Raw genomic sequence first — 23,748 nt, forward strand, 5'->3', positions numbered from 1 at the left:
TCGTCTGGCCGCCACCACTAAAACCCGGCACCCCCGCCTGCCCGCTCCGGTTGGCCCCGTCCTGGGGCCGGCACTACCCGTACAGCGTCAGCCTTCGGCGTGGCTGTTGCGCACCGCATCCAGGAAATCCCGGCCCCAGCGATCCACGTCGTAATACTCCACGCTGCCAAACAGCTGGCGCATGCGCCCGGTGGCTTCATCGTCGGGCATCGACAAGGCCTGCAACAGGCCGGCGGTGAGATCGGCCGGGTCATGCGGATTGGTCAGCACCGCGCCCTTCAGCTCGGCCGCCGCACCGGCGAATTCGCTGAGCACCAGCACGCCGTTGCTGCCCTCGATGCCCTGCGTGGCCACGAACTCCTTGGACACCAGGTTCAAGCCATCGCGCAGCGGGGTGATCCACATCACCTGTGCGGCGGCGTAGTGCGCCACCACCTCTTCGAACGGCAATGCCTGGGCGAAGAACCGCACCGGGGTCCAGTCCAGCCGCGAGAAGCGCCCGTTGATCCGCCCCACCGCCTGCTCGATCTGGTTCTGCAGCGTGCGGTAGATGGTCATCTCGCGTGCGGCCGGTACGCAGATCATCAGCAGGGTGACCTTGCCCTGGCGATCCGGATGCTGCTCCAGCAACCGCTCGAACGCCTCCAGCTTGGCCAGCGTGCCCTTGGTGTAATCCAGGCGCTCCACTGACAGCACCAGCTTGCGCGCGCCGATCTCGCGGCGCAGCTTGAAGATGTCATTGCGCACGTCGCTGCGTGCGAGCACGTTGTGGATGCGGCGCAGATCGGTGCCGACCGGGTGCGCACCGAGGGCGACTTCGCGGTCGCCCACGCGCAGGCGCGTGGTCATCGTGTCCAGGCCCACTGCGCACCCGTAGGTGAGGAAACGCGGGGCGCAGCTTTCCCAGGCCAGACGCTCGGCCGGCATCGCGCCGCGCACGACGTCCACGAAGTTCTCCACCTGTCGCGGAATGTGGAAGCCGATGTAGTCGCAGCTGAGCAGGCTGCCGATGATCTCGCGGCGCCAGGGCACCACATTGAATACATCCGCCGACGGGAAGTAGGTGTGGTGGAAAAAGGCGATCTTCAGGTCCGGGCGCAGCTCGCGCAGCGTGGCCGGCACCATCCACAGGTTGTAGTCGTGGATCCACACGGTCGCGCCATGCGCGGCTTCGGCGGCGGTGGCCTCGGCGAACTTGCGGTTGACCTTCAGGAAGACTTGCCAGTCTTCTTCGCGGAATTTCGCGCGTTCCCAGAACACGTGCAGCATCGGCCAGAACGCTTCCTTGGAGAAGCGCTTGTAGAAGATGTCCACTTCCTGTTTGCTCAGCGGTACGCGCGCGGCGGTCAGGGTGGGGTAGCGCTCGGCATCCACCGCCAGGTGGGTCTGGAACGGACCGCGCTTGGGCTCATCGATTCCCCAGGCAACCCAGGACCCTTTCTGGCCGCCTTCGAAGAAGCTCAGCAGCGAGGGGATGATGCCGTTGGGCGAGCGCGGCGGGCGCTGCACCAGCACGCCATCTTCCATCACTTCATCGAAGGGCAGGCGGTGATAGACCATCACCAGGTCGGCGCCATCGGCGCGCGCCTGCGGCGGTGGGCGCAGGAAGGGATCGTCATCGGCGAGCAGGCCGAAATGTTCGATCGCTTCGAGGATGCCGCCGCACCCCGGCGCCTGTGCATGGAAGGTGTGCTTCAGGTCGGCCGTCGCGGCGGTCAGCGCCGGCTCCGAATCGCCCACGCACACCCCGCGGAAACCGGAGGTGTACATCGACAGGTCATTGAGGGTGTCGCCGGCCACCAGGATGCGATCGCGCGGCAGTTCCAGCAGGCGCGCAAGCGCGGCCAGGGTGCGGCCCTTGTCGGTATCAGGTGGCAGGATGTCCAGATAGCGGTCGGCCGAATACAGCACATCGCAGCCCAGCGCCTGCGCGGCGGCCTGGATCTGCGAGCGCAGCGGCGCCAGCGTGTCGGGATCGCAGAAGTACGAGCAGCGGCGTTCCTGCGGCACGTCCTGGCGCTGCAGCGCGGTGAACGGACGCATCGCGGCGGCGACCACCTGCTCGCCCGGCCAGTGCGCGTCGATCATCGATTGCAGGGGCTGCATCGGCTGCAGGGTGTGGCCGTCGACGACGGTGGCACCGACATCGCAGACCACGTAATCCGGGCGCGGAATGGCCGGATCGGAGAGCAGGGGCATCACCGCTTCCAGGCCGCGGCCGGTGATGAAGATCAGGCGGATACCCGGGTGCTGGTCGACCAGCCGGTAGAGCCGATGACGCGCGGCGGGATCGCCGGCGAGGAAGGTGCCATCCAGATCGGTGGCGAGGATCAATTGCGGGGCCGGCGGCGCCGGCGGTGTACGGGTTGGAGTGAGGGAGGTCGGTGTCGAAACAGTCAATGCACTTCCTTATCGGAGTCAGAGGGGAGGGGGATATCGGGATCCGGCGGCGCGGTGTCGGTCTCGGGCATCAGTTCCAGCGCCGAGGGGGTGGTGCGCAGCATCAGCCGGAAGCCGACCGGATGCGTGCGCAGCCGCTGGAAGCTGAGCAGGCGCGCGGTGGTGAACAGCGCCAGCAGCATCAGCACCACCGCGAAGTACAGCGGCAGTGCAGGCGCGCCGAACTGCTGCATCGCCGCGCCCGCCAACGCGGGGCCGAGCGCGGCGCCCACGCCATGGACCAGCAGCAGGCTGGAGCAGCCCGAGAGCAGATCTTCGCGCGGCAGGTAATCGAGCATGTGCGCGACCGCGAAGGGATACAGCGCGAAGGCCAGCCCGCCATAGAAGAAAAACAGGCCGAACAGCAGATGGGTCTGCGCCTGGATCATCGGCAGCGAGGCCACCACGGCGATACCCGCCGCGGCCAGGCTCAGCGCGACCAGTCCGGTGCGGCGGTCATGCCCGTCGCTGATGTGACCCAATGGCCATTGCAGCAACGCGCCACCGGCGATGGCGGTCAGCATGAACATCGCGACGCCATTGCCGTCCAGGCCGACCTCGCCGGCGTAGACCGGAAGCAGGCCCCAGAATGCGCCCATCGCCAGGCCGGAGAGGCCGGCGGCAACCGTCGCCACCGGTGCCATCGCATACAGCCGCGCCAGTTTCAGGCGCGGCACCGAGGGAATCTCCGGCGGGCGCAGGCGCGTAGCGGTGACCGGCAACACTGCCGCGCAGACCAGGATCGCGGTAAGCATGAACATCGAGGTCGCGCCGGCGTCGCCAAGCATCAGCAGCACCTGGCCCAGGGCCAGTGCCGAGAGGTTGACCACCATGTAGAGCGAGAAAGCACGGCTGCGCAGGCGCGGGTCGGGCTCGGCGTTGAGCCAGCTCTCGATCACGGTGTAAAGGCCCACCAGCGCGATGCCGGTAAGGATGCGCAGCACGCCCCAACCCACGGGATTGATCCACAGAGGGTGCAGCAGCACCGCGATGGCGGCGAGGGCGGCAAAGAAGGCAAACGCACGGATATGGCCGATGCGGCCGATCAGCGAGGGGGCGAAGAAGGTGCCGATGAAAAAACCGGCGAAATAGCCGGACATCACCAACCCCAACGTGCCGGCACCGAAGCCGGCTTCACCACCGCGCACCGCCAGCAATGTGCCGAGCAGGCCGCTGCCGGTCAGCAGCAGCGCCACACCGGCGAGCAGGGCGGTCAGCCGCAACATGCGTGCGCCCTTCGTGGGGAAGAAGGCGAACAAGTCACGTGATTGACCATACCACAGCGGGTATGAAGCCCCTGTTGCAGCGCAGGCGATGGGTGCGCGTGCGTGACGATGCAGCGGGTCGTCCGGTTTGCGCTGGTCGTTCGCGCCCGTTAGGGTGGGGGCATGAATGTAGTCAAACTCCTTCCTTTCGCCGCTGCGCTGGCGATCACCGCGTGCAGCGGTTCGAACGACACCGTCGGCCATGATGTCTCGATGGCGCCGTCCGATGCGTTCATGTCTGCCGTGGCCGCGCACTGCGGCAAAGCGTTCGAAGGCCGCATCGCGGTCAACGAGCCCAAGACCGATGCGCCCGATCCTTTCGAGGGCAAACGGCTGGTGATGCATGTGCGGGGCTGCGAGGACCCGGCGCATGAGCTGCGGATTCCCTTCCATGTCGGTGATGACCATTCACGGACCTGGGTGCTCACCCGCACCGAGCATGGGCTGCGGCTCAAGCACGATCATCGCCACGAAGACGGCAGCCCGGATGCAGTCACGATGTACGGTGGCGACAGCAAGCCGCCAGGCACCGCGCAACGCCAGTCATTCCCGGTCGATTCGGATTCGGTGGCGATGTTCCGCAAGGCGGACATGCTCGCCTCGGTGCAGAACACCTGGGCAATGGAAGTGGAGCCGGACCAGCGCTTCGTCTACGAATTGACCCGCCCGGGTGGGCGCCACTTCCAGGTGGTGTTCGACCTGAGCAAGCCGGTGGCACTGCCGCCGGCGCCGTGGGGCAGTGAGACGCCCGCGCCGTAACGCAGCGCGGTAATGCCGGCCGCGGGCCGGCGTCACCGCGAGCGTGCCGACCAACGGTCGGCACCTACCACAAGGGGAACGCTCAGCGCGCCCCGAACCGGGCGCGGCACCCGCCGCTGACCCACAGGCTGCCATTGCTGTAGCCCCAGCTGCGGCCTTCCACGCAGGCCGTGCCCGACAACTGCTGCACCAGCGCCGGGCGACCCTGACGGGCATCCCAGGCACAGGTCTGCTGGCGCTTGTCGTTGCTGCTGCAGGTCACGCTGTAATTGCTGTTGCCGCCACCGCCCCCCCAGTTGCCGCCGCTGTTGCCACGCGCTTCGGCGAACTCGCCGCGGCAGCCGCGATTGACCCAGACTGCCCCATTGCGCACGCCCCAGGTCTGGCCCTCGACACACGCCGTACCGGAGATCTGGCGAACCAGGGTGGCGTTGCGCCAGCCGGTGTTGCAGGTGCGCTCGCGGTTGTCCTGGCTCTCGCAGCGGATCGTCGCGCCGGTGCCGCCGCCGCCGCCCCAGTTGCCGCCATTGCCACGGCCCTCGACGAATTCGGCCCGGCAGCCGCCGCTGACCCAGACCGTCCCGTTGCGCGAGCCCCAGTTGCGGCCCTCGGTACAGGTCGTCCCGGAGATCTGGCGGGACAGCCGGGCACTGCGCCAGCCGGTATTGCAGACCCGCTCGCGGTTGTCCTGGCTTTCGCAGCGGACCGTGCCGGTGTTGCCGGGGCCGTTGCCGCCGCCATTCCAGCCACCCCCGTTGCCGTTGCCGTTGCCGCGCAGCGACGTGGCGATGTCCTGCTTGATGCGGGAGAAGTTCCAGCCCGAATTGACCTGGGCCAGGTAGAAGCGCAGCTGGTCATCCGGGATCCGGCGGCCATTGGACTGGTCGGCGTATTCCTGGGTGATGACCCGGCTGCGGTCGGAGGAGGACAGCTGCGACAGATTTTCCGGGGCATAGGCCCGGGTACTCATCTGGGCGTGCAGGGCCGGGGCCATACAGGCCAGGGCAAGGGTGAGGCAGACGGTGCTCAGACGGCGTTGCATGGCGACATCCCCGTGCGGTCGTTGGTGCGCGGACTATAGGAATGGCCCCGGTTCAGAGCGTGTGATGCCGGGCTGCAGCGCCCGGATTTGCCCCGCCGGGCTGGCGGCCGCAGAATAACGGGCTTTCCGGCGCAGCTTGGCGCCGGCACTCTCCTGCGGAGCTTTACCCCCATGCGTACCCACTTCTGTGGCCTGGTCGACGAGACCCTGATTGGCCAAACCGTAACCCTCGCCGGCTGGACCGACGTTGCCCGCAACCAGGGCGGCGTGGTCTTCATCGATCTGCGTGATCATGAAGGCATCGTGCAGGTGACGGTGGAAGTCGACAACGCCGCTGTATTCGCCGTGGCCGCCAGCCTGGGCTACGAAGACGTGCTGCAGGTGGAAGGCGTGGTGCGCGCGCGCCACGCGGCCAACGACAAGCTCCGCACCGGCAACGTGGAAGTGATCGCCACGGCCATCACCATCCTCAACAAGGCCGAGCCGCTGCCGTTCCACGCGCACGAGAACCCGGGCGAAGAAACCCGCCTGAAGTACCGTTACCTGGATCTGCGCCGCCCGGAAATGCAGCGCATGCAGCGCACCCGCATCAAGCTGGTGCAGGCCCTGCGCCGCCACCTGGACGCCACCGGCTTCCAGGACATCGAAACCCCGATCCTGACCAAGGCCACCCCGGAAGGCGCCCGCGACTTCCTGGTGCCGGCGCGCATGCACCCGGGCGAGTTCTACGCCCTGCCGCAGAGCCCGCAGCTGTTCAAGCAGATCCTGATGGTGGCCGGCTTCGACCGTTACTACCAGATCGCGCGCTGCTTCCGCGACGAGGCCCTGCGTGCCGATCGCCAGCTGGAATTCACCCAGCTGGACATGGAGTTCGCCTTCGTGCGCGAGCGCGACGTGCAGGACTTCGTGGAAACCATGATCCGCGCCATCTTCAAGGAAGTGGTCGATGTGGAGCTGGCCGCCAGCTTCCCGCGCATGACCTGGGCCGAAGCGATGCGTCGCTATGGCTCGGACAAGCCGGACCTGCGCATCGCGCTGGAGCTGGTGGACGTGGCCGAGCTGGTCAAGACCAGCGAGTTCCCGGTGTTCACCGCCGCCGCCAATGATGCCGACGGCCGCGTGGCCGCGCTGCGCATCCCCGGCGGTGCCACGCTGAGCCGCAAGCAGATCGACGAGTACGCCGCGCATGCCGCCAAGTACGGCGCCAAGGGCCTGGCCTACATCAAGATCAGCGAGAGCGGCGACGTCAGCTCGCCGATCGCCAAGTTCTTCAGCGACGAGGCTTTCGCCGCGCTGGTCGCCCAGGTGGGCGCCGGCAATGGCGACATCGTGTTCTTCGGCGCCGGTGGCTACAACAAGGTCTCCGACTTCATGGGCGCCCTGCGCCTGAAGGCCGGCAAGGACTTCAACCTGGTCGCCGCCGGCTGGGCACCGCTGTGGGTCACCGATTTCCCGATGTTCGAGTACGACGACGAAGCCCAGCGCTACGTCGCCCTGCATCACCCCTTCACCGCGCCGGCAGTGGATGACATCGCCGATCTGCGCGCCAACGCCAAGACCGCCGTATCGCGCGGCTATGACATGGTGCTCAACGGCAACGAGATCGGCGGTGGTTCGATCCGTATCCACCGCTCGGACATGCAGAGCGCGGTATTCGACCTGCTGGGCATCGGGGCCGAAGAGGCCGAGGGCAAGTTCGGCTTCCTGCTCGACGCGCTGCGTTTCGGCGCGCCGCCGCACGGTGGCATCGCCTTCGGTATCGACCGTATCGCCGCGCTGATGGCCGGTACCGAGTCGATCCGCGACGTGATCCCGTTCCCGAAGACCACCGGCGCGCAGTGCCTGATGACCGGTGCCCCGTCGCCGATCCCGGACGAGCAGCTGGCGGAAGTGCACGTCCAGGTCCGTCCGCGCGCGGTCAAGGAATAAGCGGGCAAGCGCCGGCCATGGGCCGGCGTGGGGTGCGGCAGGTACCGGCCGGAGGTCGGTGCCGGGCCGTGGGTGGCGCCCGTGATGATCGAAAACGTTGATCGTCACGCGGCGCCATCGCCGCAGCGTTCAGGTAAATTGACGGCTCCCGCCGATGCCGATGCTCTCGCCGTGACCCCAGGCCGTTACACCATCCGCCGCGCCACCCCGGACGATGCCCAGACCCTGTCGGTGCTGGCCGCGCGTACCTTCGTGGAAACCTTCGGCCATCTGTACCCGCCGGAGGACCTGCAGGCCTTCCTCGACGAGGCCTACCCGGCGCAGCGCCAGCGCATCATCCTCGAACACCCCGATTACGCGGTCTGGCTGCTGGAGCTGGACGGTGTTGCCGTGGGCCACGCCGCAGCCGGCCCCTGTGGACTGCCGCATGCCGAGGTGCAGCCCGGCGATGGCGAGCTCAAGCGCCTGTACCTGATCAAGGACCAGCAGAGCTGTGGCTGGGGCAGTCGTCTGTTCGAAACCGCGCTGGCCTGGCTGGAACGCGAGGGCCCGCGCACGGTGTGGCTGGGGGTGTGGTCGGAAAACTTCGGTGCACAGCGCTTCTACGCCCGCTACGGCTTCAGCAAGGTCGGCACCTACGCGTTCCCGGTGGGCAAGGTGCTCGACCTGGAGTTCATCCTGCGCCGCCCGCCAACGGCCGCCTGAGCCGGATCCTGAAGGGCCGCGACGGCTTCACCTGCCGTTGTCCGGTCCATTCGTCTAATGACGCTGTTTCCTTCTGCAGGCGCCCCGCCCAACGGGCTAGGCTGACACCATGAATCCCCCTGTTTTACTGCTGCATGGCATCTGGAATGCGCGCGCGTGGGTCGGCCCGCTGGCCTGGCGTCTGCGTGCCCGTGGCTTCGCCGTGGATACCTTCGGGTACTCCAGCGTGTTCGGGGGCCCGGAGGTGGCGGTGCCGCAACTGCTGGAGCGGCTCAAGGACAGCGGCCCGGTCTCGCTGGTCGGGCACAGCCTGGGCGGACTGGTCGCGCTGGAGGCGCTGCGGCGCGCGCCGGACCTGCCGGTGTCGCGGGTGGTCTGTCTCGGCTCCCCGTTGCGTGGCAGTGTGACCGCGCGCTCACTGAGCGATCACGGCTGGTCGCTGGCGCTGGGGCGCAGCTCGGAACTGCTGCTGGATGGCCTGCCGGCCTGGGAGGGCAGGGCGCAGGTCGGCCTGATCGCCGGCTCCGTCCCGCACGGGCTGGGCAGCCTGCTGGGCGCCTGTGGCGATGCCTCCGATGGCACCGTGGCGCTGGATGAGACGCAGTTGCCGGGCCTGGCCGACCACTGCGTGATCCCGGCCAGCCACAGCGGGCTGGTGTTCTCGCCGGATGCCGCGCGCCAGACCGCCGCCTTCCTGCGCGATGGCCGGTTCCGCCGGGACGACGCGGCCCACGCCGCCTGATCGGGCCCGGCACTGACACGGGCAGGTCGGCGGATCAGGTAGAATTCGCGCCCTGTTCCTGACAGAAACACGAGAGTCACCCCATGGGTAGAGGCCCCTCCATCGAGAACCGCAAAAACGCGTCTGACGCGAAGCGCGGCAAGATTTTCACCAAGATCATCCGCGAGATCGGCGTTGCCGCGCGCGGCGGTGGAGGCGACCCCAACAACAACCCGCGCCTGCGGGTGGCCATGGACAAGGGCCTGTCGTCGAACATGTCCAAGGACGTGATCGAGCGCGCCATCAAGAAGGCGACCGGTGAGCTGGAAGGCGTCGAGTACGAAGAGATCCGCTACGAGGGCTATGCCCCCGGTGGCGTGGCCGTGATCGTGGACTGCCTGACCGACAACCGCGTGCGCACCGTGGCCGATGTCCGCCATGCGTTCAGCAAGTGCGGCGGCAACATGGGCACGGAAGGCTCGGTGTCGTTCATGTTCAAGCGCTTGGGCGTGCTGCACTTCGGCGCCGGTGCGGACGAAGAAGCCGTGACCGAGGCGGCGATCGAGGCCGGCGCGGACGACATCGTGGTCTACCCGGAAGACGGGGCGATCGACGTGGTCACCGCGGCCGACAGCTACCACGCTGTCAAGGATGCGATGGAGGCCGCCGGGTTCACCCCGGACCATGCTGAAATCACCTACCGCGCCGACAACGACATCAAGGTCGAAGGCGACACCGCTTTGCAGGTCAAGAAGCTGCTGGACATGCTCGAAGACCTGGACGATGTGCAGGACGTGTTCTCCAACGCCGAGCTCGGCGCGGACGCCTACGCCTGAGCAGGCGCTTCACCGGTCGCTTTGCGCGACCGGTGAGCGGACAATGCGGACCATGATGACTCCCGCCGTTCCCTGTTATCCCCGCCGCATGTGTCCCTTCCGGGCCACGGGCGGCCGTGTGCGTGCCGCATGACCCGCATTCTCGGCATCGACCCCGGTTCGCAGCGCACCGGGGTGGGCATCATTGATGTGGACGCCGCCGGCAAGGTGGTGCATGTGCATCACCTGCCGCTGGTGCTGCTGGGCGCGGATGACTTCCCGCAGCGGATGAAGCTGCTGGTGGTCGGCCTGACCGCCCTGGTCGAGGAATACCGCCCCGACGAAGTGGCCATCGAAAAGGTGTTCATGGCGCGCAACCCGGATTCGGCCTTGAAGCTGGGCCAGGCGCGCGGCGCCGCCATCTCGGCCGTGGTGATGCGCGACCTGCCGGTCAGCGAGTACGCCGCCACCGAGATCAAGCTGGCCGTGGTCGGCCGCGGTGGCGCGGAAAAACAACAGGTCCAACACATGGTCGGGCTCATGCTCAACCTGAAAACCAAGCTGCAGGCCGACGCTGCCGATGCGTTGGCCGTGGCGATCACCCACGCCCACGTCCGGGCGACGGCGTTGCGCCTGGGCGTCAATGCCCGCCAGGCCTGGAGCCGGAAATGAGGAACACTGCATGATTGGTCGTCTGCGCGGGATCGTGGCCTACAAGGCGCCGCCGTGGCTGATGGTGGACGTCAATGGCGTCGGCTATGAGCTGGAGGCGCCCATGAGCACCTTCTACGATCTGCCCGAGCTGGGCCGCGAGGTCACCCTGTTCACCCATTACGCGCAGAAGGAAGACAGCGTCTCGCTGTACGGTTTCCTGCGCGAGGGTGAGCGCCGCCTGTTCCGCGATGTGCAGAAGGTCAGCGGGATCGGCGCCAAGATCGCGTTGGCCGTGCTCTCCGGGGTCAGCGTGGACGAGTTCGCGCGCATGCTGCAGGCCGGTGACATCACCGCGCTGACCCGCATCCCGGGCATCGGCAAGAAGACCGCCGAGCGCATGGTGCTGGAGCTGCGCGACCGCGCGGCCCATTTCGGTGGCGGCGGCGCGCCGATCGCCGGTGCGGCACCGGCCACCGATCCGGTCTCCGAGGCGACCGTGGCCCTGCAGCAGCTGGGCTACAAGCCGACCGAGGCCGCGCGCATGGCGCGCGATGCCAATGCCGAGGGTGACGATGTCGCCACGGTGATCCGCAAGGCCCTGCAGGCGGCGCTGCGCTGAGCCGCGCGCCTGCCATTTCCTGACACCGACACCACCGACCGCGTCCGCCCGGAGCCTCATGTCCACCACTTCCCCCCAGCACAGCGACGGCCAGGCCCCGCACGGCCACGCGCCCGCGGCCGGCGGCATGGCGCTGATGATCGGCGCCATCGGCGTGGTGTTCGGCGACATCGGCACCAGCCCGCTGTACACGCTGAAAGAAGCGTTCTCCCCGCACTACGGTCTCAACAGCGACCATGACACCGTGCTGGGCGTGCTGTCGCTGGCGTTCTGGGCGCTGAACATCGTGGTGACGCTCAAGTACGTCACCATCATCATGCGCGCCGACAACGACGGCGAGGGCGGCATCATGGCGCTGATGGCGTTGACCCAGCGCACGCTGCGCAACGGGTCGCGCTCGGCCTATGTGGTCGGCATCCTCGGCATTTTCGGCGCCTCGCTGTTCTTCGGCGATGGCGTGATCACCCCGGCGATCTCCGTGCTGGGTGCGGTCGAGGGCCTGGAGGTCGCGGCCCCGGGCCTGCACAACTTCATCGTGCCGATCACCGTGGTGGTGCTGCTGGCGGTGTTCGCCGTGCAGCGCTTCGGCACGGCCAAGATCGGCAAGCTGTTCGGCCCGATCACCTCGATCTGGTTCATTTCGCTGGCGGCCATCGGCATCTGGAACATCGTCGATGCCCCCGAAGTACTCAAGGCCTTCAACCCGATGTGGGCGCTGCGCTTCTTCATGGAGCACGGCTGGCACGGCATCTTCATCCTCGGCGCGGTGGTGCTGGCGGTGACCGGCGGCGAAGCGCTGTACGCGGACATGGGCCACTTCGGCGCCAAGCCCATCCGCCATGCCTGGTACTACTTCGTGCTGCCGTGCCTGGTGCTGAACTACCTGGGGCAGGGCGCCCTGGTGCTGAAGAACCCCGAAGCGGTCAAGAACCCGTTCTTCGAGGCGGTCCCGGAGTGGGGCCTGTACCCGATGATCGTGCTGGCCACGATGGCGGCGGTGATCGCCTCGCAGTCGGTGATCACCGGCGCATTCTCGGTCTCGCGCCAGGCCATGCAGCTGGGCTACATCCCGCGCATGCGCATTACCCATACCTCGCACGACACCATCGGCCAGATCTACATCCCGGGCATCAACTGGGGCATTGCGGTGATGGTGATCGGGCTGGTGCTGGCCTTCCGCAGCTCCTCCAATCTGGCGGTGGCCTACGGTATCTCGGTGTCGGCCACCATGCTGATCGATACCCTGCTGCTGGCGCTGGTCGCGCGCGCGCTGTGGCCGAAGGCACGCAACTGGATCCTGCCGCTGTGCGTGATCTTCTTCGTGATCGACCTGGGCTTCGTGATCGCCAACGGCGCCAAGCTGCTGCAGGGCGCGTGGTTCCCGGTGGTGCTGGGCATCGTGCTGTTCACCATGATGCGCACCTGGCGGCGTGGCCGCGAGCTGCTGCGCGATGAGATCCGCAAGGATGGCATCCGGATCGATACCTTCCTGCCGGGCCTGATGCTGGCTCCGCCGGTGCGGGTACCGGGCACCGCCGTGTTCCTGACCGCCGATCCCTCGGTGGCCCCGCACGCGCTGATGCACAACCTCAAGCACAACAAGGTGCTGCATGAGCGCAACGTGTTCCTGCACGTGGTGACCCTGCCGGTGCCGTACGCGCCCTCTGGCCAGCGCCTGAAGATCGAATCGGTGGGTGATGAGTTCTATCGGATCTACGTGCGCTTCGGCTTCATGGAGACCCCGGACGTGCCGCTGGCGCTGATGCGCTCGTGCGACCACGGCGGGATCTACTTCGACCCGATGGACACCACGTTCTTCGCCAGCCGCGAGACCATCGTGGCCACCGCCAACCGCGGCATGCCGATCTGGCGCGACAAACTGTTCGCGCTGATGCACCGGAACGCCGCGCCGGCGACCGGGTTCTTCCGGATTCCGGGTAATCGGCTCGTGGAGCTTGGGGCTCAGGTGGAGATTTAATCTCCACCTGCGCTGCCCACAGTTTGCGATGCAAACCGTGGGCCCCGGCGGCATTTCCCCTTATCCCCGCGCCTTCGGCGCGCCCCCGTGAACAACAAGGGGCGCTTCCTCCGATGCATTCCCGGTAGTGCCGGCCGCTGGCCGGCTCCCCACGACCCCTGCATCGTGCGGAGCCGGCCAGCGGCCGGCACTACCGGGGCGCGGATCACGCCCCTTTTTGCCGCATAATCGCGGGATGACCGACGACCGCATTATCGCCGCCGGTGCCACCCGCGAAGACGAGGGCACCGACGCCAGCATCCGCCCCAAGCGCATGTCCGATTACCTCGGCCAGGCGCCAGTGCGCGAGCAGCTGTCGATCTACATCGAGGCGACCAAGGCCCGTGGCGACGCACTCGACCACGTGCTGATCTTCGGGCCGCCGGGCCTGGGCAAGACCACCCTGAGCCATGTGATCGCCAACGAGCTGGGGGTCGCGCTGCGCGTCACCTCCGGCCCGGTGATCGAAAAGGCCGGTGACCTGGCCGCGCTGCTGACCAATCTGCAGCCGCACGATGTGCTGTTCATCGATGAAATCCACCGCCTTTCGCCGGTCGTGGAGGAAGTGCTGTACCCGGCGATGGAAGATTTCCAGATCGACATCATGATCGGTGAGGGCCCTGCGGCCCGCTCGATCAAGATCGATCTGCCGCCGTTCACCCTGATTGGTGCGACCACCCGGGCAGGCCTGCTGACCGCGCCGCTGCGCGACCGCTTCGGCATCGTGCACCGGCTGGAGTTCTACACCCCGGAAGAGCTGACGAAGATCGTCCGGCGTTCGGCCAGCATCCTCAACATCGACTGCACCGCCGAAGGCGCGGCCGAGATCGCACGGCGCTCGCGCGGCACCCCGCGTATCGCCAACCGGCTGCTGCGCCGCGTGCGCGACTTCGCCCAGGTGAAGGCGGCCGGCCACATCGATCAGGACGTGGCCCAGGCCGCGATGCAGATGCTCAAGGTCGATCCGGAGGGCTTCGACGAGCTGGATCGGCGCCTGCTGCGGACCATGGTCGATTACTTCGATGGTGGCCCGGTCGGCATCGAGTCGCTGGCGGCGGCGCTGTCCGAAGAACGTGGCACGCTGGAAGACGTGGTCGAGCCGTACCTGATCCAGCAGGGCTTCCTGATCCGCACCGCGCGGGGGCGCATGTGCACGCACAAGGCCTACCGGCACATGGGGCTGAAGCCGAAGAACCCCCCGGCGGACCTGTTCGCGGAGGTCCCGGATGTCGGTTGAGCCCCGGGTTGAGCCCCGATTCAGTTGGCCGACACGCATTTACTGGGAAGATACCGACGCTGGCGGGGTGGTGTACCACGCCCGCTACGTGGCCTTCATGGAACGGGCGCGCACGGAATGGATGCGCGCATTGGGGTATGGTCAGGAGCGGATGCGCTGCGACCACGGCCTGGTGTTCGCGGTGCGCAGCATGACCATGGATTTCCTCAAACCGGCGCGCCTGGATGATGCGCTGGATGTCACCGCCACGCTGGTGCAGTGCAAGCGCGCCAGCATGGTATTCGCGCAGGCCGTGTGCCGGGGCGGGGAAACACTGCTGACTGCGCAGGTGAAGATCGCCGCGCTGGATGCAACCACCTTCAAACCGCGTGGCATGGACGATGCACTGCATGCCGCGCTGAAACACCTCGAATTTCCAGAATCCGCATACTGAGGAACAACGGATGATCGCAATGCTCCTGGCCCTGCAGGCCACGGTGACCGAAGCGCTGCCGCAGGAAGTCACCAGCGCCGCGGCGCAGACTGTCGCCCAAGCCACGCATGGCGGTGGCATCAATTACCTGGACCTGATGATCAAGGCCAGCATCCCGGTGAAGATCATCGTGCTGCTGCTGTTGGCCGGCTCGTTCATCAGCTGGGTGATCATCTTCCGCAAGGCACGCGTGTTCAACGCCGCCAACCGCGCCGCCGACGAGTTCGAAAGCCGCTTCTGGTCCGGTGCGGACCTGGGCAAGCTGTACAGCTCGGCGACCGACCGCAACCGCCAGGTCGGCGGCCTGGAAGCGATCTTCGAATCGGGCTTCCGCGAGTTCACCCGCCTGCGCGACAAGCGTCGCCTGGATGGCCGTGCCCAGCTTGAGGGCGCCCAGCGCGCCATGCGCACCACCTACACCCGTGAAGTGGACCAGATGGAGCGCAGCCTGGAGCTGCTGGCCAACATCGGCTCGACCGCCCCGTACGTGGGCCTGGTCGGCACCGTGTTCGGCATCATGGTGACCATGCACGACATGATCAACAGCGGCGAGCAGGCCGGCATCGCCTCGGTCGCTCCGGGTATCTCCGAAGCCCTGTTCGCCACCGCGATCGGCCTGTTCGTGGCGATCCCGGCGGTATGGGCCTACAACCGCTTCACCACCCGCGTGGAGCGCATGTCGGTGCGCTTTGAAACCTTCGCAGAAGAGTTCAGCTCGATCCTGCAGCGTCAGACCGCGGGCGACGAGTAAGCGCCCAGCACAGGAGTCCTGCCATGACCGCAGCCATTGGCCGCCGCAAGCGCCGAAAGCTCAAATCCGAAATCAACGTCGTGCCGTACATCGACGTCATGCTGGTGCTGCTCATCATCTTCATGGTGACCGCGCCGCTGCTCACGCTGAGCTTTGAAGTGGATCTGCCGACCTCCCAGGCCAAGGCGCTGGAGAGCAAGCAGGATCCGGTGATCGTGTCCGTCCGCCTGGATGGCCAGCTCAGCCTGAAGCTGCCCGAGGCCAAGGATCCGGAACCGATGGATGCGGCCCGGCTGCAGGCCCAGCTGTCCGCGCTTTCTTCGCAGGACAAGAACCTGCGCGTGATCGTCGCCGCCGACAAGGCTGTGGCGTATGAGAAGGTGGTCGCGGCCATGGACGTGATCAAGCGCGCCAACGTGGAAAAGGTGGGCCTGGCGACCGATGCACGCTGAAGCCCTGCCACCGCAGCGTCAGCCTGAAGAGAAGTGGGGTCTGCCGATCGCGCTGGCGCTCGGTGTGCACCTGCTGCTGGCCCTGATCTTCATCGCCGCCTGGTTGTGGTCGCCGCAGCGCACCACCGAAGCGGCCGCCGGCGATCCGGCGATCGAGGCCAGCCTGCAGCTGTCCGCCTCGGAAGCCTCGGCCGCCCGCCAGGCCCTGCGGGCCTCCGAAACGCTGCCGGACCTGCCCGAGCCGGTCGCCGAGCCCGAGCCCATTCCGGAAGACACCGTGCCGCCACCGCAGCCCTTGCCCGAGCCGCGCCCGCAGGACGCACCGACGCCTCAGCAGTCGCAGGCGCAGGAGCGCATCGCCCAGCCCGACACGGTCGACCAGGAAGCGGTCAACGCGCTGGCGATCTCGGCGGAAAAGGCCAAGCAGGAGCAGGAAGCCAAGCGCCGCCAGGAACAGATCGACCTGACCGAGCGCAAGCGCCAGGAACAGGCCGAGCAGAAGCTGCGCCTGGCCAAGCAGCAGGAAGAAGCCGAGAAGAAGAAGCTGGCCGAGCAGGAACAGAAGGCCAACGACGCCAAGGCCGACGCCGAGCGCGACAAGAAACTCGCTGAAATCCGCCGCAAGCGGGCCCAGGCCGAGAACGAAGCCAAGCTGGCCGAACAGAAGCTGCGCCAGGTCACGGCCGCACGTGCGGCCAATGCCTCGGCCTCGACCGCCGGGGCGACCGGTGCCGCCAAGCCGGCCGCCGGTGCTGGTGGCACCAGTGACGATCTCAGTGCCAAGTACGCGGCGGCCATCCAGCAGAAGGTCTCGGCACAGTGGACCCGTCCGGATTCGGTCCCGCTGGGCCAGCGTTGCCAGGTCTCGATCACCCAGATTCCCGGTGGGCAGGTGATCCAGGCCAAGGTCAGCGGCAGCTGCCCGTTCGACGAGGCAGGCCGCCGTTCGATCGAGGCCGCCGTGTTGAATGCCCAGCCGTTGCCGTACCGCGGCTTCGAATCGGTGTTCGCGCGCACCATCAACTTCACGTTCACCGCCCAGGATTGACCCGGCAGGCCGCTGATCCCGCCGGATCAGCGGTCGTGGCAGCCGCGCGCCACCGGCCGCCGCGCAGGCCGGCGGCGCCTGGAGGGGTTAACGGTGTGTGAGTTTTGTGCACCCGGTGACTCGGAATTCACACGGCCTTGGTTCATGATTGCGAAACTGTTCACCGCGGTCCTGTTATCCCTCGTTCTGGTTTCCCCCCTATTGAGCGCTCCATGAAAAAAATGCCTCGTTGGCTTGCCGTTGTTGCGGCCCTGTTGTTGCCCTTCGCTGCCATGGCGCAGCAGAAGGGGCTGGATATCGACATCATTGGCGGCAATGCCTCCGCCACGCCGATCACCGTCGTCCCCATGCCGTATCAGGGGTCGGCCGGTGCACCGCAGACCGATGTGGCCGCCGTGGTGCGTGCCGACCTGGACCGTTCCGGCCAGTTCCGCAATCTGCCGGAAGCCCAGATCGTCGAAAAGCCGACCCGTGGCAGCGAGATCCAGTTCGCCACCTGGCGCGCGCTGAAGCAGAACTACATCGTGGTCGGCCGGGTGATGGACGCCGGCGCTGGCGCCTACCGCGTCGAGTACGAGTTGTACGACGTGCCCAAGGGCGAGCGCCTGTTGGGCCTGGCGATGACCGCCCGTGGCAACGCCATGCGCGATGTCGCCCACCAGATGGCCGACGCCATCTATGAAAAGATCACCGGGGTGCGCGGCGCCTTCTGGACCCGCATTGCCTATGTCACCGCCAGCGGCAAGGGCGATGCCATGCGTTATGCACTGATGGTGGCCGATTCGGACGGCTTCAACCCGCAGACCATCGTGCGCTCGGCCGAGCCGCTGCTCTCGCCGAGCTGGAGCCCGGACGGCAACAAGCTGGCCTATGTGAGCTTCGAGCGCGGCAACTCGGCGATCTACATCCAGAACATCTCCAGCGGTGCCCGTGAACTGGTCACCAGCTTCCGCGGCATCAACAGCGCCCCGTCGTTCTCGCCGGATGGCCGCCGCCTGGCCCTGTCGCTGTCGCGCAGCGGCAACCCGGAAATCTACGTGATGGACCTGGGCAGCAAGCAGCTGACCCAGCTGACCAACCACTTCGCCATCGATACCGAGCCGACCTGGAGCCCGGATGGCAGCAGCGTCTACTTCACCTCCGACCGTGGCGGCCGCCCGCAGATCTACCAGGTGGCTTCCAGCGGTGGCAGCGCGTCGCGCGTGACCTTCCAGGGCAACTACAACGCCACCCCGAGCCTGTCCTACGACGGCAAGAAGCTGGTGGTCGCCCAGGGCAGCGGCAACACCTACAAGATCGCGATGATGGACAGCAGCACGGGCTCGGCCCGCTGGAACACGCTGTCGCCAGGGTCGCTGGATGAATCGCCGAGCTTCGCGCCCAACGCGAGCATGGTGTTGTACGCCGCCCGTGAGGGGGGTCGTGGAGTGTTGTACGCCGTTTCGGCCGATGCGCGCGTGCGCCAGCGGCTGGTTCTGGCGGACGGTGATGTTCGCGAGCCTTCTTGGTCGCCATACCGTACAAAGCGCTAACAGAGTGTTAAGATTTCGCCGTATTCATCCCTCATCCGGCTTTAGGAGCCTCAAAGGTATCGCCATGAACAAGACCACCCGCGTTCTGCTTGTCTCCCTGTTGTCCGTGGCCGCCCTGGCCGGTTGTTCCAAGAAGGTCAAGGAAGTGCCGGCTGCCCCGGTTGATACCGGCAGCACCACCGCTCCGACCGGCCCGTCCACCTCGGGTCTGTACGGTCCGGGTGATCTGGATACCGATTCCTGCCTGCGCCAGCGCGTCGTGTACTTCGATCTGGACCAGGACAGCGTCAAGCCGGAGTTCCAGGCCATCATGGCGTGCCACGCCAAGTACCTGCGTGACCGTCCGTCCTCGCGCATGACCCTGCAGGGCCACACCGATGAGCGCGGTTCGCGCGCTTACAACCAGGCCCTGGGCGAGCGTCGTGGCAACGGCGTGTCCTCGGCACTGCAGGCCAACGGTGGCTCGGCTTCGCAGCTGACCGTCGTGTCCTACGGCGAAGAGCGTCCGGTCTGCACCGAGTCGGGCGAGTCCTGCTGGTCGCAGAACCGTCGCGTCGAGATCGTGTACACGGCTCAGTAATAGATGCGCTTTCGATTTCTATCGATGATCGTTGCGGCAGCCCTCGTGGCTGCCGCACCGGCCAATGCGCAGCGCCAGAGTCTGGCCGACCGCGTCGGCGCGCTTGAGCAGCAGGCGAACAACAACCAGTCCAACATGGACATGCTCAATCAGCTGAATCAGCTGCGTACCCAGTTGCAGGCCCTGCAGTCGCAGGTCGAGCAGCTGCAGCACGACAATGACCAGCTCAAGCAGTCCGCCAAGGACCAGTATCTGGACCTGGACAGCCGGCTGAACCGCCTGGAAGGTGGAGCCCCCGTGCTTCCTGCCGCCCCGGCCGCAGCCGCGCCTGCCCCCGCTGCATCCCCGAAACCGGCAACGGCCGCTTCCGAGCGGCCGCCAAGCGTGCACGGCGATGCCGGCAGCCTGGCCGCCAGTGGCGATGAACGCACCGCCTACAATGTCGCCTTCGATGCGCTCAAGGCCGGCAAGTACGACGACTCGGCGCAGCTGTTCATGAGCTTCCTCGAGCTGTACCCCAACGGCGTCTATACCCCCAACGCGCTGTACTGGTTGGGCGAAAGCTATTACGCCACCCGTAATTTCCCGCTGGCTGAGGCGCAGTTCCGCGACCTCATCTCGCGCTACCCGACCCATGACAAGGCGTCCGGTGGCCTGCTCAAGATCGGCCTTTCCCAGTATGGCGAAGGCAAGGTCGACCAGGCCCAGGCGACCCTCGAACAGGTCGTGTCCACGTATCCCGGCTCCGACGCCGCGCGCACCGCGCAGGACCGTCTGCAGTCGATCCGGCTGGGTCAGCAGATCCGCTGAACCCGCCCCGGGCCGCTGTTGCGGCCGGGCCCGGTATAATGATGGATTGCCAACCGGGCGCTGCCCGGTCCTCCGTGCCGGGCCATGCCCGGCTGTTGTCGTTTCCGAAGCCGTCCGCCAAGAATCACCGCCATGACCACCACTCTGTCCGCTGCTGCCGCACTCCCCAGTGAGATCGTGCAGTCCCCGCTGCCGCGACTGAAGATCACCGAGATCTTCCTGTCCCTGCAGGGCGAAGCCGATACCGCCGGCTGGCCGACCGTGTTCGTGCGCCTGACCGGCTGCCCGTTGCGCTGCACCTATTGCGATACCGCCTACGCCTTCCATGGCGGCACCTGGTGGGACATCGACGCGATCGTGGACGAGGTGCTGGCCCAAGGCGTTCACCACGTCTGCGTGACCGGTGGCGAGCCGCTGGCGCAGAAGCGCTGCCTGGTGCTGCTGGAGAAGCTCTGCGACGCCGGCCTGGACGTCTCGCTGGAAACCTCCGGCGCGCTGGATGTCAGCGCCGTCGATCCGCGCGTGTCGCGCGTGGTCGACCTGAAAACCCCCGGCTCCGGCGAAATGGCCCGCAACCGCCTGGAGAACCTGCCGCTGCTGACCAAGCGCGACCAGATCAAGTTCGTCCTGTGCAGCCGTGAGGATTACGAATGGGCCCGCGGCATGGTCCGCGAGCATCGCCTCAATGAGCGCAGCATGGTGCTGTTCTCGCCGAGCAAGAGCGAGGTCAGCCCGCGCGAGCTGGCCGACTGGATCGTGGCCGACCGCCTGCCGGTGCGCTTCCAGATGCAGCTGCACAAGCTTTTGTGGAATGACGAGCCGGGCCGATAGGGCCAACCCGGCATTCCTGACGTACCCGGCGCGGGACAGCGTGCTGGTTCCCTGCAAACCACCGGAAACACCCCCATGAAGAAAGCAGTCGTCCTCCTGTCCGGCGGCATGGACTCCGCCGCCGTCGTTGCCATCGCCCGCGAGCAGGGTTTTGCCGTCCACGCCCTGAGCGTGCGCTACGGCCAGCGCCACACCTCCGAACTCGACGCCGCCGCCGCCGTCGCCAGCGCGCTGGGCGCGGTCGCCCACAAGACCGTCAATGTCGACCTGCGCAGCATCGGCGGCTCGGCCCTGACCGATGACATCGACGTTCCTGAAGCGGGCGGGGAGGGCATCCCGGTCACCTACGTGCCGGCGCGCAATACCATCATGCTGTCCGTCGCACTCGGCTGGGCCGAGGTGCTGGGCGCCAACGACATCTTCTGCGGCGTCAACGCGGTGGATTATTCCGGTTACCCGGATTGCCGCCCCGAATTCATCCAGGCCTTCCAGACGCTGGCCAACCTGGCCACCAAGGCGGGCGTGGAAGGTGCGGGCATCCAGGTCCACGCGCCGCTGCAGTTCCTGAGCAAGGCCGATATCGTGCGTGAAGGCGTTCGCCTGGGCGTGGACTTCGGCCTGACCGTGTCCTGCTACAACGCCGACGACCAAGGCCGCGCCTGCGGGCACTGCGATGCCTGCCGCCTGCGCGCGCAGGGCTTCACCGATGCCGGCGTGCCGGACCCGACCCACTACGTGTGATGCGGGACGGGTACGCATGAGCGCGAAGATGCGTTAGAATGCGCACCCCCGGCGTCACGTCGGGGATGCAATGGGCCGTTAGCTCAGTTGGTAGAGCAGAAGACTTTTAATCTTTTGGTCGATGGTTCGAATCCATCACGGCCCACCACTGCATCCATGATCAAGGCGACCGCGAGGTCGCCTTTTTCATGCGCGGGGATGGGCGTCTCCGCGACCGCCGGCCGAGGCAGCAGCTGCACTGCGCAGCGAGCGCAGCAGGCACAAGGCCGACACCAGGCAGGCAAGAATGATCGCCATCGACACCGGCAGATGAAATGCGCGATGGCCATACAGCGCGAAGCCGAGGTGGATGATGAAGGTGGCCAGGCCCAGTGCCGCGCAGAGCCTCGCGAAACCGCGTGCCTTGCCGGTCTGCAGCACCACATGGCGGTAGCCGAGCACCACCACGCCCACGGCGATCAGATTGAACACCAGGAAGCCCTGCACGCCACCCGGCAGCAGGAACATCTCCCACTCACGCCAGAAGGCGGCATCGATCTGATGGAGAATCAAGGCGAGCAGCGTGGCGAAGTAACGTCGTTCCATGAGGCGGGCGGTGCCAGACGCTGCGGATCCTGCAGCGTGCGTAGTGTAGCGGCCCACCAGGGGTGACCCCTGCGCCGCCGGGGCCGGGCTCAATGCATCCCGATGTCGCTGGCGAGCGTATCCACCACGCGCTGCGCCCGTGCCCGGGCGCTTTCTCCGCTGCGCGGAATGACGGGCAGGTCCGGGGTGATGCCGGCAACTTCGTCGCTGCCGTCGGCACGCAGGCGTACGCAGTTCGGTACGCGCACGCGCAGGTGCGAATGGGGGAGTTCAGGCGGCGCGTCTGCACTCATGAAGCCACAGCCATAGCCGCCGCTGTGCGTACCGACGATGCGGGCGATGTGGTTGTCCTGCATGCGCGCGGCAAACATTTCGGCCGAGGACGCGGTCTTTCCGTTGGTCAACACATACACCGGGCCATTCCATGCGCCCCAGTGCCCGCGCAGATCCTGTGCCCAGTCCAGGCGGTGGGCGATCAGGAAATCATCGAGGGTGTCCACGGCAGGGCTCGGCAGCGGACCGCCGGACGTACCCGCCGCGACCAGGCGCCGGCACGGTGCGGCGTCCCATGCCTGCTGCGTGTGCCAGGCCCAGGACAGATCGCAGGGCGGCATGGCCACCGCCTGCCGCGATGCCTGGAAGGCGGCGCGCTGCGTGCTCAACAGCCGGCGGGCGGCCGCGTTGGGGTGGTGATGACGCAGCGCGTCGTCGAGCCGTTCGTACTGCTCGTCCAGATACGGTTTGCCCGCCGCCGACTGGCTGACCTCCAGGACGGCGGAGGCCACCGGCTGCGAAGTAAACAGGCGCGCGAGGGTGTCGCCGCTGTCGTCACCGCCCGGGTTGTCACCCACATCCACCAGTACCGCGTCCACGCCGTCCTGCTGGAAGCGCCGCAGGCTGGCGGCAATCGCAGCGACCCAACTGCGGCCCACTGTGCCGCGCATCTCCGCGGTGGCGTCGGCCTGCCGCAGCTGTGGCCACAGCGCGTGGCACACGCCTGGATAGCGCAGCGCATCGAACTCGTGCAACCGCAGCAGGCCGATCGTGTGCCCGTCCGGCAAGGACAGCGTGCCGGCGCGCAGCATGGGGTCGGCCACATCGTTCAAGGGGTGGTAACCCGGCAGCGTGTCCAGCGGCAGGCTGAAATCGTGGCGACCCTCGTCGGATACGCCAAGCAATGCACAGCCTGCGCCAGCGCCCAGGGCCCGTGGGTCCACAGCAGCGGGCGCCGGGGAGCTGGGGGCCTGTTCAAGCGGGTCGAGCAGGCTGAGGTGGCCGTCATGGAAGCCGGCCAGGAAGGTGCGAAGGGCCTGGGCCGCCTGCGCATCGGTATGCGCTTCGGCCAGTGCGCGCTGCGCGGAGGCATCCAGCGCGGGTAGATCCACGCCGCCCTGAGGCGAGGCGACCCAGGCCAGGTGCGCGTAATCGTGCGCCAGGATCTGCTTGAGTGCCGCGTGGTCGGCCTGCCAGCCGCTTCGATCGAATGCCGGTGTGGCACGGCATGCTTCCGGCGATGCCATGGCCAGCATCGCCAGCGTGATCACGATCCCTCTCGTCCCTGCCATACAGCCTCCTTGCGACCCGGCGCAGTGCCGCACGGGGCAAGGGTGACGGGATCGTGTGTGCGATCGACTCCGGTCGATCGTAGCCAATGCGCGTGTTCCCCGGAAGTCCCGGAGTCGCATCACGCCACCGTCCCTACGACGCGGGCACGATCAGGCCATACCCGGCCACAGTGGGCCAC

General features: G+C 67.2%; 23 protein-coding genes and 1 tRNA gene. 19 read left to right on the forward strand and 5 right to left on the reverse strand.

Annotated elements, in window-relative coordinates:
• Positions 1-87: 87 nt before the first annotated feature.
• Both ggpS and ABE483_RS16865 read right to left on the reverse strand, forming a co-directional pair.
• A complete protein-coding gene (gene ggpS / locus ABE483_RS16860; protein ID WP_346466729.1) occupies positions 88-2,334 on the reverse strand; it encodes a glucosylglycerol-phosphate synthase in 2,247 nt (748 codons plus the stop codon).
• A gap of 62 nt (positions 2,335-2,396) precedes the next feature.
• A complete protein-coding gene (locus ABE483_RS16865; RefSeq protein ID WP_313212515.1) occupies positions 2,397-3,665 on the reverse strand; it encodes an MFS transporter in 1,269 nt (422 codons plus the stop codon).
• A gap of 162 nt (positions 3,666-3,827) precedes the next feature.
• Between ABE483_RS16865 and ABE483_RS16870 the strand changes: the two genes are divergently transcribed.
• Positions 3,828-4,463: a hypothetical protein gene (locus tag ABE483_RS16870; protein ID WP_313219719.1), complete on the forward strand. Its 636-nt coding sequence runs from the start codon at positions 3,828-3,830 to the stop codon at positions 4,461-4,463.
• An 82-nt stretch (positions 4,464-4,545) separates the two neighbouring features.
• Here ABE483_RS16870 and ABE483_RS16875 read toward each other — a convergent pair whose 3' ends face one another.
• Entirely contained in the window at positions 4,546-5,505 is a 960-nt protein-coding gene (locus tag ABE483_RS16875) for a DUF3011 domain-containing protein (RefSeq protein WP_346482087.1), read from the reverse strand.
• A gap of 171 nt (positions 5,506-5,676) precedes the next feature.
• Between ABE483_RS16875 and aspS the strand changes: the two genes are divergently transcribed.
• The 18 genes from aspS (at position 5,677) to ABE483_RS16965 (ending at position 21,567) form a co-directional block, all read left to right on the forward strand.
• On the forward strand, positions 5,677-7,434 hold the full coding sequence (aspS, locus tag ABE483_RS16880) for an aspartate--tRNA ligase (RefSeq protein ID WP_346463208.1): 1,758 nt from the start codon (positions 5,677-5,679) through the stop codon (positions 7,432-7,434).
• 171 nt (positions 7,435-7,605) lie between these two features.
• Positions 7,606-8,139, forward strand: coding sequence for a GNAT family N-acetyltransferase (locus ABE483_RS16885; RefSeq protein ID WP_313210403.1), 534 nt, complete (start codon positions 7,606-7,608; stop codon positions 8,137-8,139).
• A gap of 109 nt (positions 8,140-8,248) precedes the next feature.
• A complete protein-coding gene (locus tag ABE483_RS16890; RefSeq protein WP_313219722.1) occupies positions 8,249-8,881 on the forward strand; it encodes an alpha/beta fold hydrolase in 633 nt (210 codons plus the stop codon).
• A gap of 83 nt (positions 8,882-8,964) precedes the next feature.
• Entirely contained in the window at positions 8,965-9,696 is a 732-nt protein-coding gene (locus ABE483_RS16895) for a YebC/PmpR family DNA-binding transcriptional regulator (RefSeq protein WP_313210407.1), read from the forward strand.
• A 129-nt stretch (positions 9,697-9,825) separates the two neighbouring features.
• The gene (gene ruvC / locus ABE483_RS16900) at positions 9,826-10,347 is read left to right on the forward strand and encodes a crossover junction endodeoxyribonuclease RuvC (protein WP_121039160.1); all 522 of its coding nucleotides are present in this window, start codon (positions 9,826-9,828) and stop codon (positions 10,345-10,347) included.
• A 10-nt stretch (positions 10,348-10,357) separates the two neighbouring features.
• Positions 10,358-10,948, forward strand: coding sequence for a Holliday junction branch migration protein RuvA (gene ruvA / locus ABE483_RS16905; RefSeq protein ID WP_313210410.1), 591 nt, complete (start codon positions 10,358-10,360; stop codon positions 10,946-10,948).
• 127 nt (positions 10,949-11,075) lie between these two features.
• Positions 11,076-12,926 carry a potassium transporter Kup gene (locus ABE483_RS16910; RefSeq protein WP_313210516.1) on the forward strand — a complete coding sequence of 617 codons (1,851 nt, stop codon included), beginning with the start codon at positions 11,076-11,078 and terminating at the stop codon, positions 12,924-12,926.
• 235 nt (positions 12,927-13,161) lie between these two features.
• A complete protein-coding gene (gene ruvB / locus ABE483_RS16915; RefSeq protein WP_346482088.1) occupies positions 13,162-14,202 on the forward strand; it encodes a Holliday junction branch migration DNA helicase RuvB in 1,041 nt (346 codons plus the stop codon).
• Entirely contained in the window at positions 14,192-14,635 is a 444-nt protein-coding gene (gene ybgC / locus ABE483_RS16920; protein ID WP_313219724.1) for a tol-pal system-associated acyl-CoA thioesterase, read from the forward strand. The genes ruvB and ybgC overlap by 11 nt, the downstream gene beginning before the upstream one ends.
• A 10-nt stretch (positions 14,636-14,645) precedes the next feature.
• The gene (tolQ, locus tag ABE483_RS16925) at positions 14,646-15,425 is read left to right on the forward strand and encodes a protein TolQ (RefSeq protein WP_313210415.1); all 780 of its coding nucleotides are present in this window, start codon (positions 14,646-14,648) and stop codon (positions 15,423-15,425) included.
• 23 nt (positions 15,426-15,448) lie between these two features.
• Positions 15,449-15,877 (forward strand): protein TolR, encoded by a 429-nt coding sequence (gene tolR / locus ABE483_RS16930; RefSeq protein WP_019185220.1) that lies wholly within the window; start codon positions 15,449-15,451, stop codon positions 15,875-15,877.
• Positions 15,867-16,925 carry a cell envelope integrity protein TolA gene (gene tolA, locus ABE483_RS16935; RefSeq protein WP_313210418.1) on the forward strand — a complete coding sequence of 353 codons (1,059 nt, stop codon included), beginning with the start codon at positions 15,867-15,869 and terminating at the stop codon, positions 16,923-16,925. Before tolR ends, tolA begins: the two co-directional genes overlap by 11 nt.
• 212 nt (positions 16,926-17,137) lie before the next feature.
• A complete protein-coding gene (gene tolB / locus ABE483_RS16940; protein WP_046272625.1) occupies positions 17,138-18,457 on the forward strand; it encodes a Tol-Pal system beta propeller repeat protein TolB in 1,320 nt (439 codons plus the stop codon).
• A 64-nt stretch (positions 18,458-18,521) separates the two neighbouring features.
• A complete protein-coding gene (gene pal / locus ABE483_RS16945; protein WP_121039134.1) occupies positions 18,522-19,037 on the forward strand; it encodes a peptidoglycan-associated lipoprotein Pal in 516 nt (171 codons plus the stop codon).
• A gap of 3 nt (positions 19,038-19,040) precedes the next feature.
• Positions 19,041-19,847, forward strand: a complete 807-nt coding sequence (ybgF, locus tag ABE483_RS16950; RefSeq protein WP_313210423.1) for a tol-pal system protein YbgF — start codon at positions 19,041-19,043, stop codon at positions 19,845-19,847.
• Between the two features lie 132 nt (positions 19,848-19,979).
• Positions 19,980-20,678 carry a 7-carboxy-7-deazaguanine synthase QueE gene (gene queE, locus ABE483_RS16955; protein ID WP_259259409.1) on the forward strand — a complete coding sequence of 233 codons (699 nt, stop codon included), beginning with the start codon at positions 19,980-19,982 and terminating at the stop codon, positions 20,676-20,678.
• A 75-nt stretch (positions 20,679-20,753) separates the two neighbouring features.
• Positions 20,754-21,419, forward strand: a complete 666-nt coding sequence (gene queC, locus ABE483_RS16960) for a 7-cyano-7-deazaguanine synthase QueC (protein ID WP_121039125.1) — start codon at positions 20,754-20,756, stop codon at positions 21,417-21,419.
• A gap of 72 nt (positions 21,420-21,491) precedes the next feature.
• Positions 21,492-21,567: transfer RNA gene (locus ABE483_RS16965), tRNA-Lys, on the forward strand.
• A 38-nt stretch (positions 21,568-21,605) separates the two neighbouring features.
• On the opposite strand, the gene ABE483_RS16970 is transcribed toward ABE483_RS16965, so the two are convergent.
• Both ABE483_RS16970 and ABE483_RS16975 read right to left on the reverse strand, forming a co-directional pair.
• On the reverse strand, positions 21,606-22,004 hold the full coding sequence (locus ABE483_RS16970) for a DUF6713 family protein (RefSeq protein WP_313210427.1): 399 nt from the start codon (positions 22,002-22,004) through the stop codon (positions 21,606-21,608).
• An 89-nt stretch (positions 22,005-22,093) separates the two neighbouring features.
• A complete protein-coding gene (locus ABE483_RS16975) occupies positions 22,094-23,569 on the reverse strand; it encodes a S41 family peptidase (protein WP_346482089.1) in 1,476 nt (491 codons plus the stop codon).
• Between the last annotated feature and the right edge of the window lie 179 nt (positions 23,570-23,748).

The organism is Stenotrophomonas sp. TWI602 (genome assembly GCF_039674045.1).
Taxonomy (GTDB): Bacteria; Pseudomonadota; Gammaproteobacteria; order Xanthomonadales; family Xanthomonadaceae; genus Stenotrophomonas.

Bases quoted from the DNA above. Each gene is read 5' to 3' on its own strand.
- ABE483_RS16865 (WP_313212515.1), bottom strand. From the start codon at position 3,665: ATGTTGCGGCTGACCGCCCTGCTCGCCGGTGTGGCGCTGCTGCTGACC.
- ABE483_RS16870 (WP_313219719.1), top strand. From the start codon at position 3,828: ATGAATGTAGTCAAACTCCTTCCTTTCGCCGCTGCGCTGGCGATCACC.
- ABE483_RS16875 (WP_346482087.1), bottom strand. From the start codon at position 5,505: ATGCAACGCCGTCTGAGCACCGTCTGCCTCACCCTTGCCCTGGCCTGT.
- aspS (WP_346463208.1), top strand. From the start codon at position 5,677: ATGCGTACCCACTTCTGTGGCCTGGTCGACGAGACCCTGATTGGCCAA.
- ABE483_RS16890 (WP_313219722.1), top strand. From the start codon at position 8,249: ATGAATCCCCCTGTTTTACTGCTGCATGGCATCTGGAATGCGCGCGCG.
- ABE483_RS16895 (WP_313210407.1), top strand. From the start codon at position 8,965: ATGGGTAGAGGCCCCTCCATCGAGAACCGCAAAAACGCGTCTGACGCG.
- ruvC (WP_121039160.1), top strand. From the start codon at position 9,826: ATGACCCGCATTCTCGGCATCGACCCCGGTTCGCAGCGCACCGGGGTG.
- ruvA (WP_313210410.1), top strand. From the start codon at position 10,358: ATGATTGGTCGTCTGCGCGGGATCGTGGCCTACAAGGCGCCGCCGTGG.
- ABE483_RS16910 (WP_313210516.1), top strand. From the start codon at position 11,076: ATGGCGCTGATGATCGGCGCCATCGGCGTGGTGTTCGGCGACATCGGC.
- ruvB (WP_346482088.1), top strand. From the start codon at position 13,162: ATGACCGACGACCGCATTATCGCCGCCGGTGCCACCCGCGAAGACGAG.
- ybgC (WP_313219724.1), top strand. From the start codon at position 14,192: ATGTCGGTTGAGCCCCGGGTTGAGCCCCGATTCAGTTGGCCGACACGC.
- tolQ (WP_313210415.1), top strand. From the start codon at position 14,646: ATGATCGCAATGCTCCTGGCCCTGCAGGCCACGGTGACCGAAGCGCTG.
- tolR (WP_019185220.1), top strand. From the start codon at position 15,449: ATGACCGCAGCCATTGGCCGCCGCAAGCGCCGAAAGCTCAAATCCGAA.
- tolA (WP_313210418.1), top strand. From the start codon at position 15,867: ATGCACGCTGAAGCCCTGCCACCGCAGCGTCAGCCTGAAGAGAAGTGG.
- tolB (WP_046272625.1), top strand. From the start codon at position 17,138: ATGAAAAAAATGCCTCGTTGGCTTGCCGTTGTTGCGGCCCTGTTGTTG.
- pal (WP_121039134.1), top strand. From the start codon at position 18,522: ATGAACAAGACCACCCGCGTTCTGCTTGTCTCCCTGTTGTCCGTGGCC.
- ybgF (WP_313210423.1), top strand. From the start codon at position 19,041: ATGCGCTTTCGATTTCTATCGATGATCGTTGCGGCAGCCCTCGTGGCT.
- queE (WP_259259409.1), top strand. From the start codon at position 19,980: ATGACCACCACTCTGTCCGCTGCTGCCGCACTCCCCAGTGAGATCGTG.
- queC (WP_121039125.1), top strand. From the start codon at position 20,754: ATGAAGAAAGCAGTCGTCCTCCTGTCCGGCGGCATGGACTCCGCCGCC.
- ABE483_RS16970 (WP_313210427.1), bottom strand. From the start codon at position 22,004: ATGGAACGACGTTACTTCGCCACGCTGCTCGCCTTGATTCTCCATCAG.
- ABE483_RS16975 (WP_346482089.1), bottom strand. From the start codon at position 23,569: ATGGCAGGGACGAGAGGGATCGTGATCACGCTGGCGATGCTGGCCATG.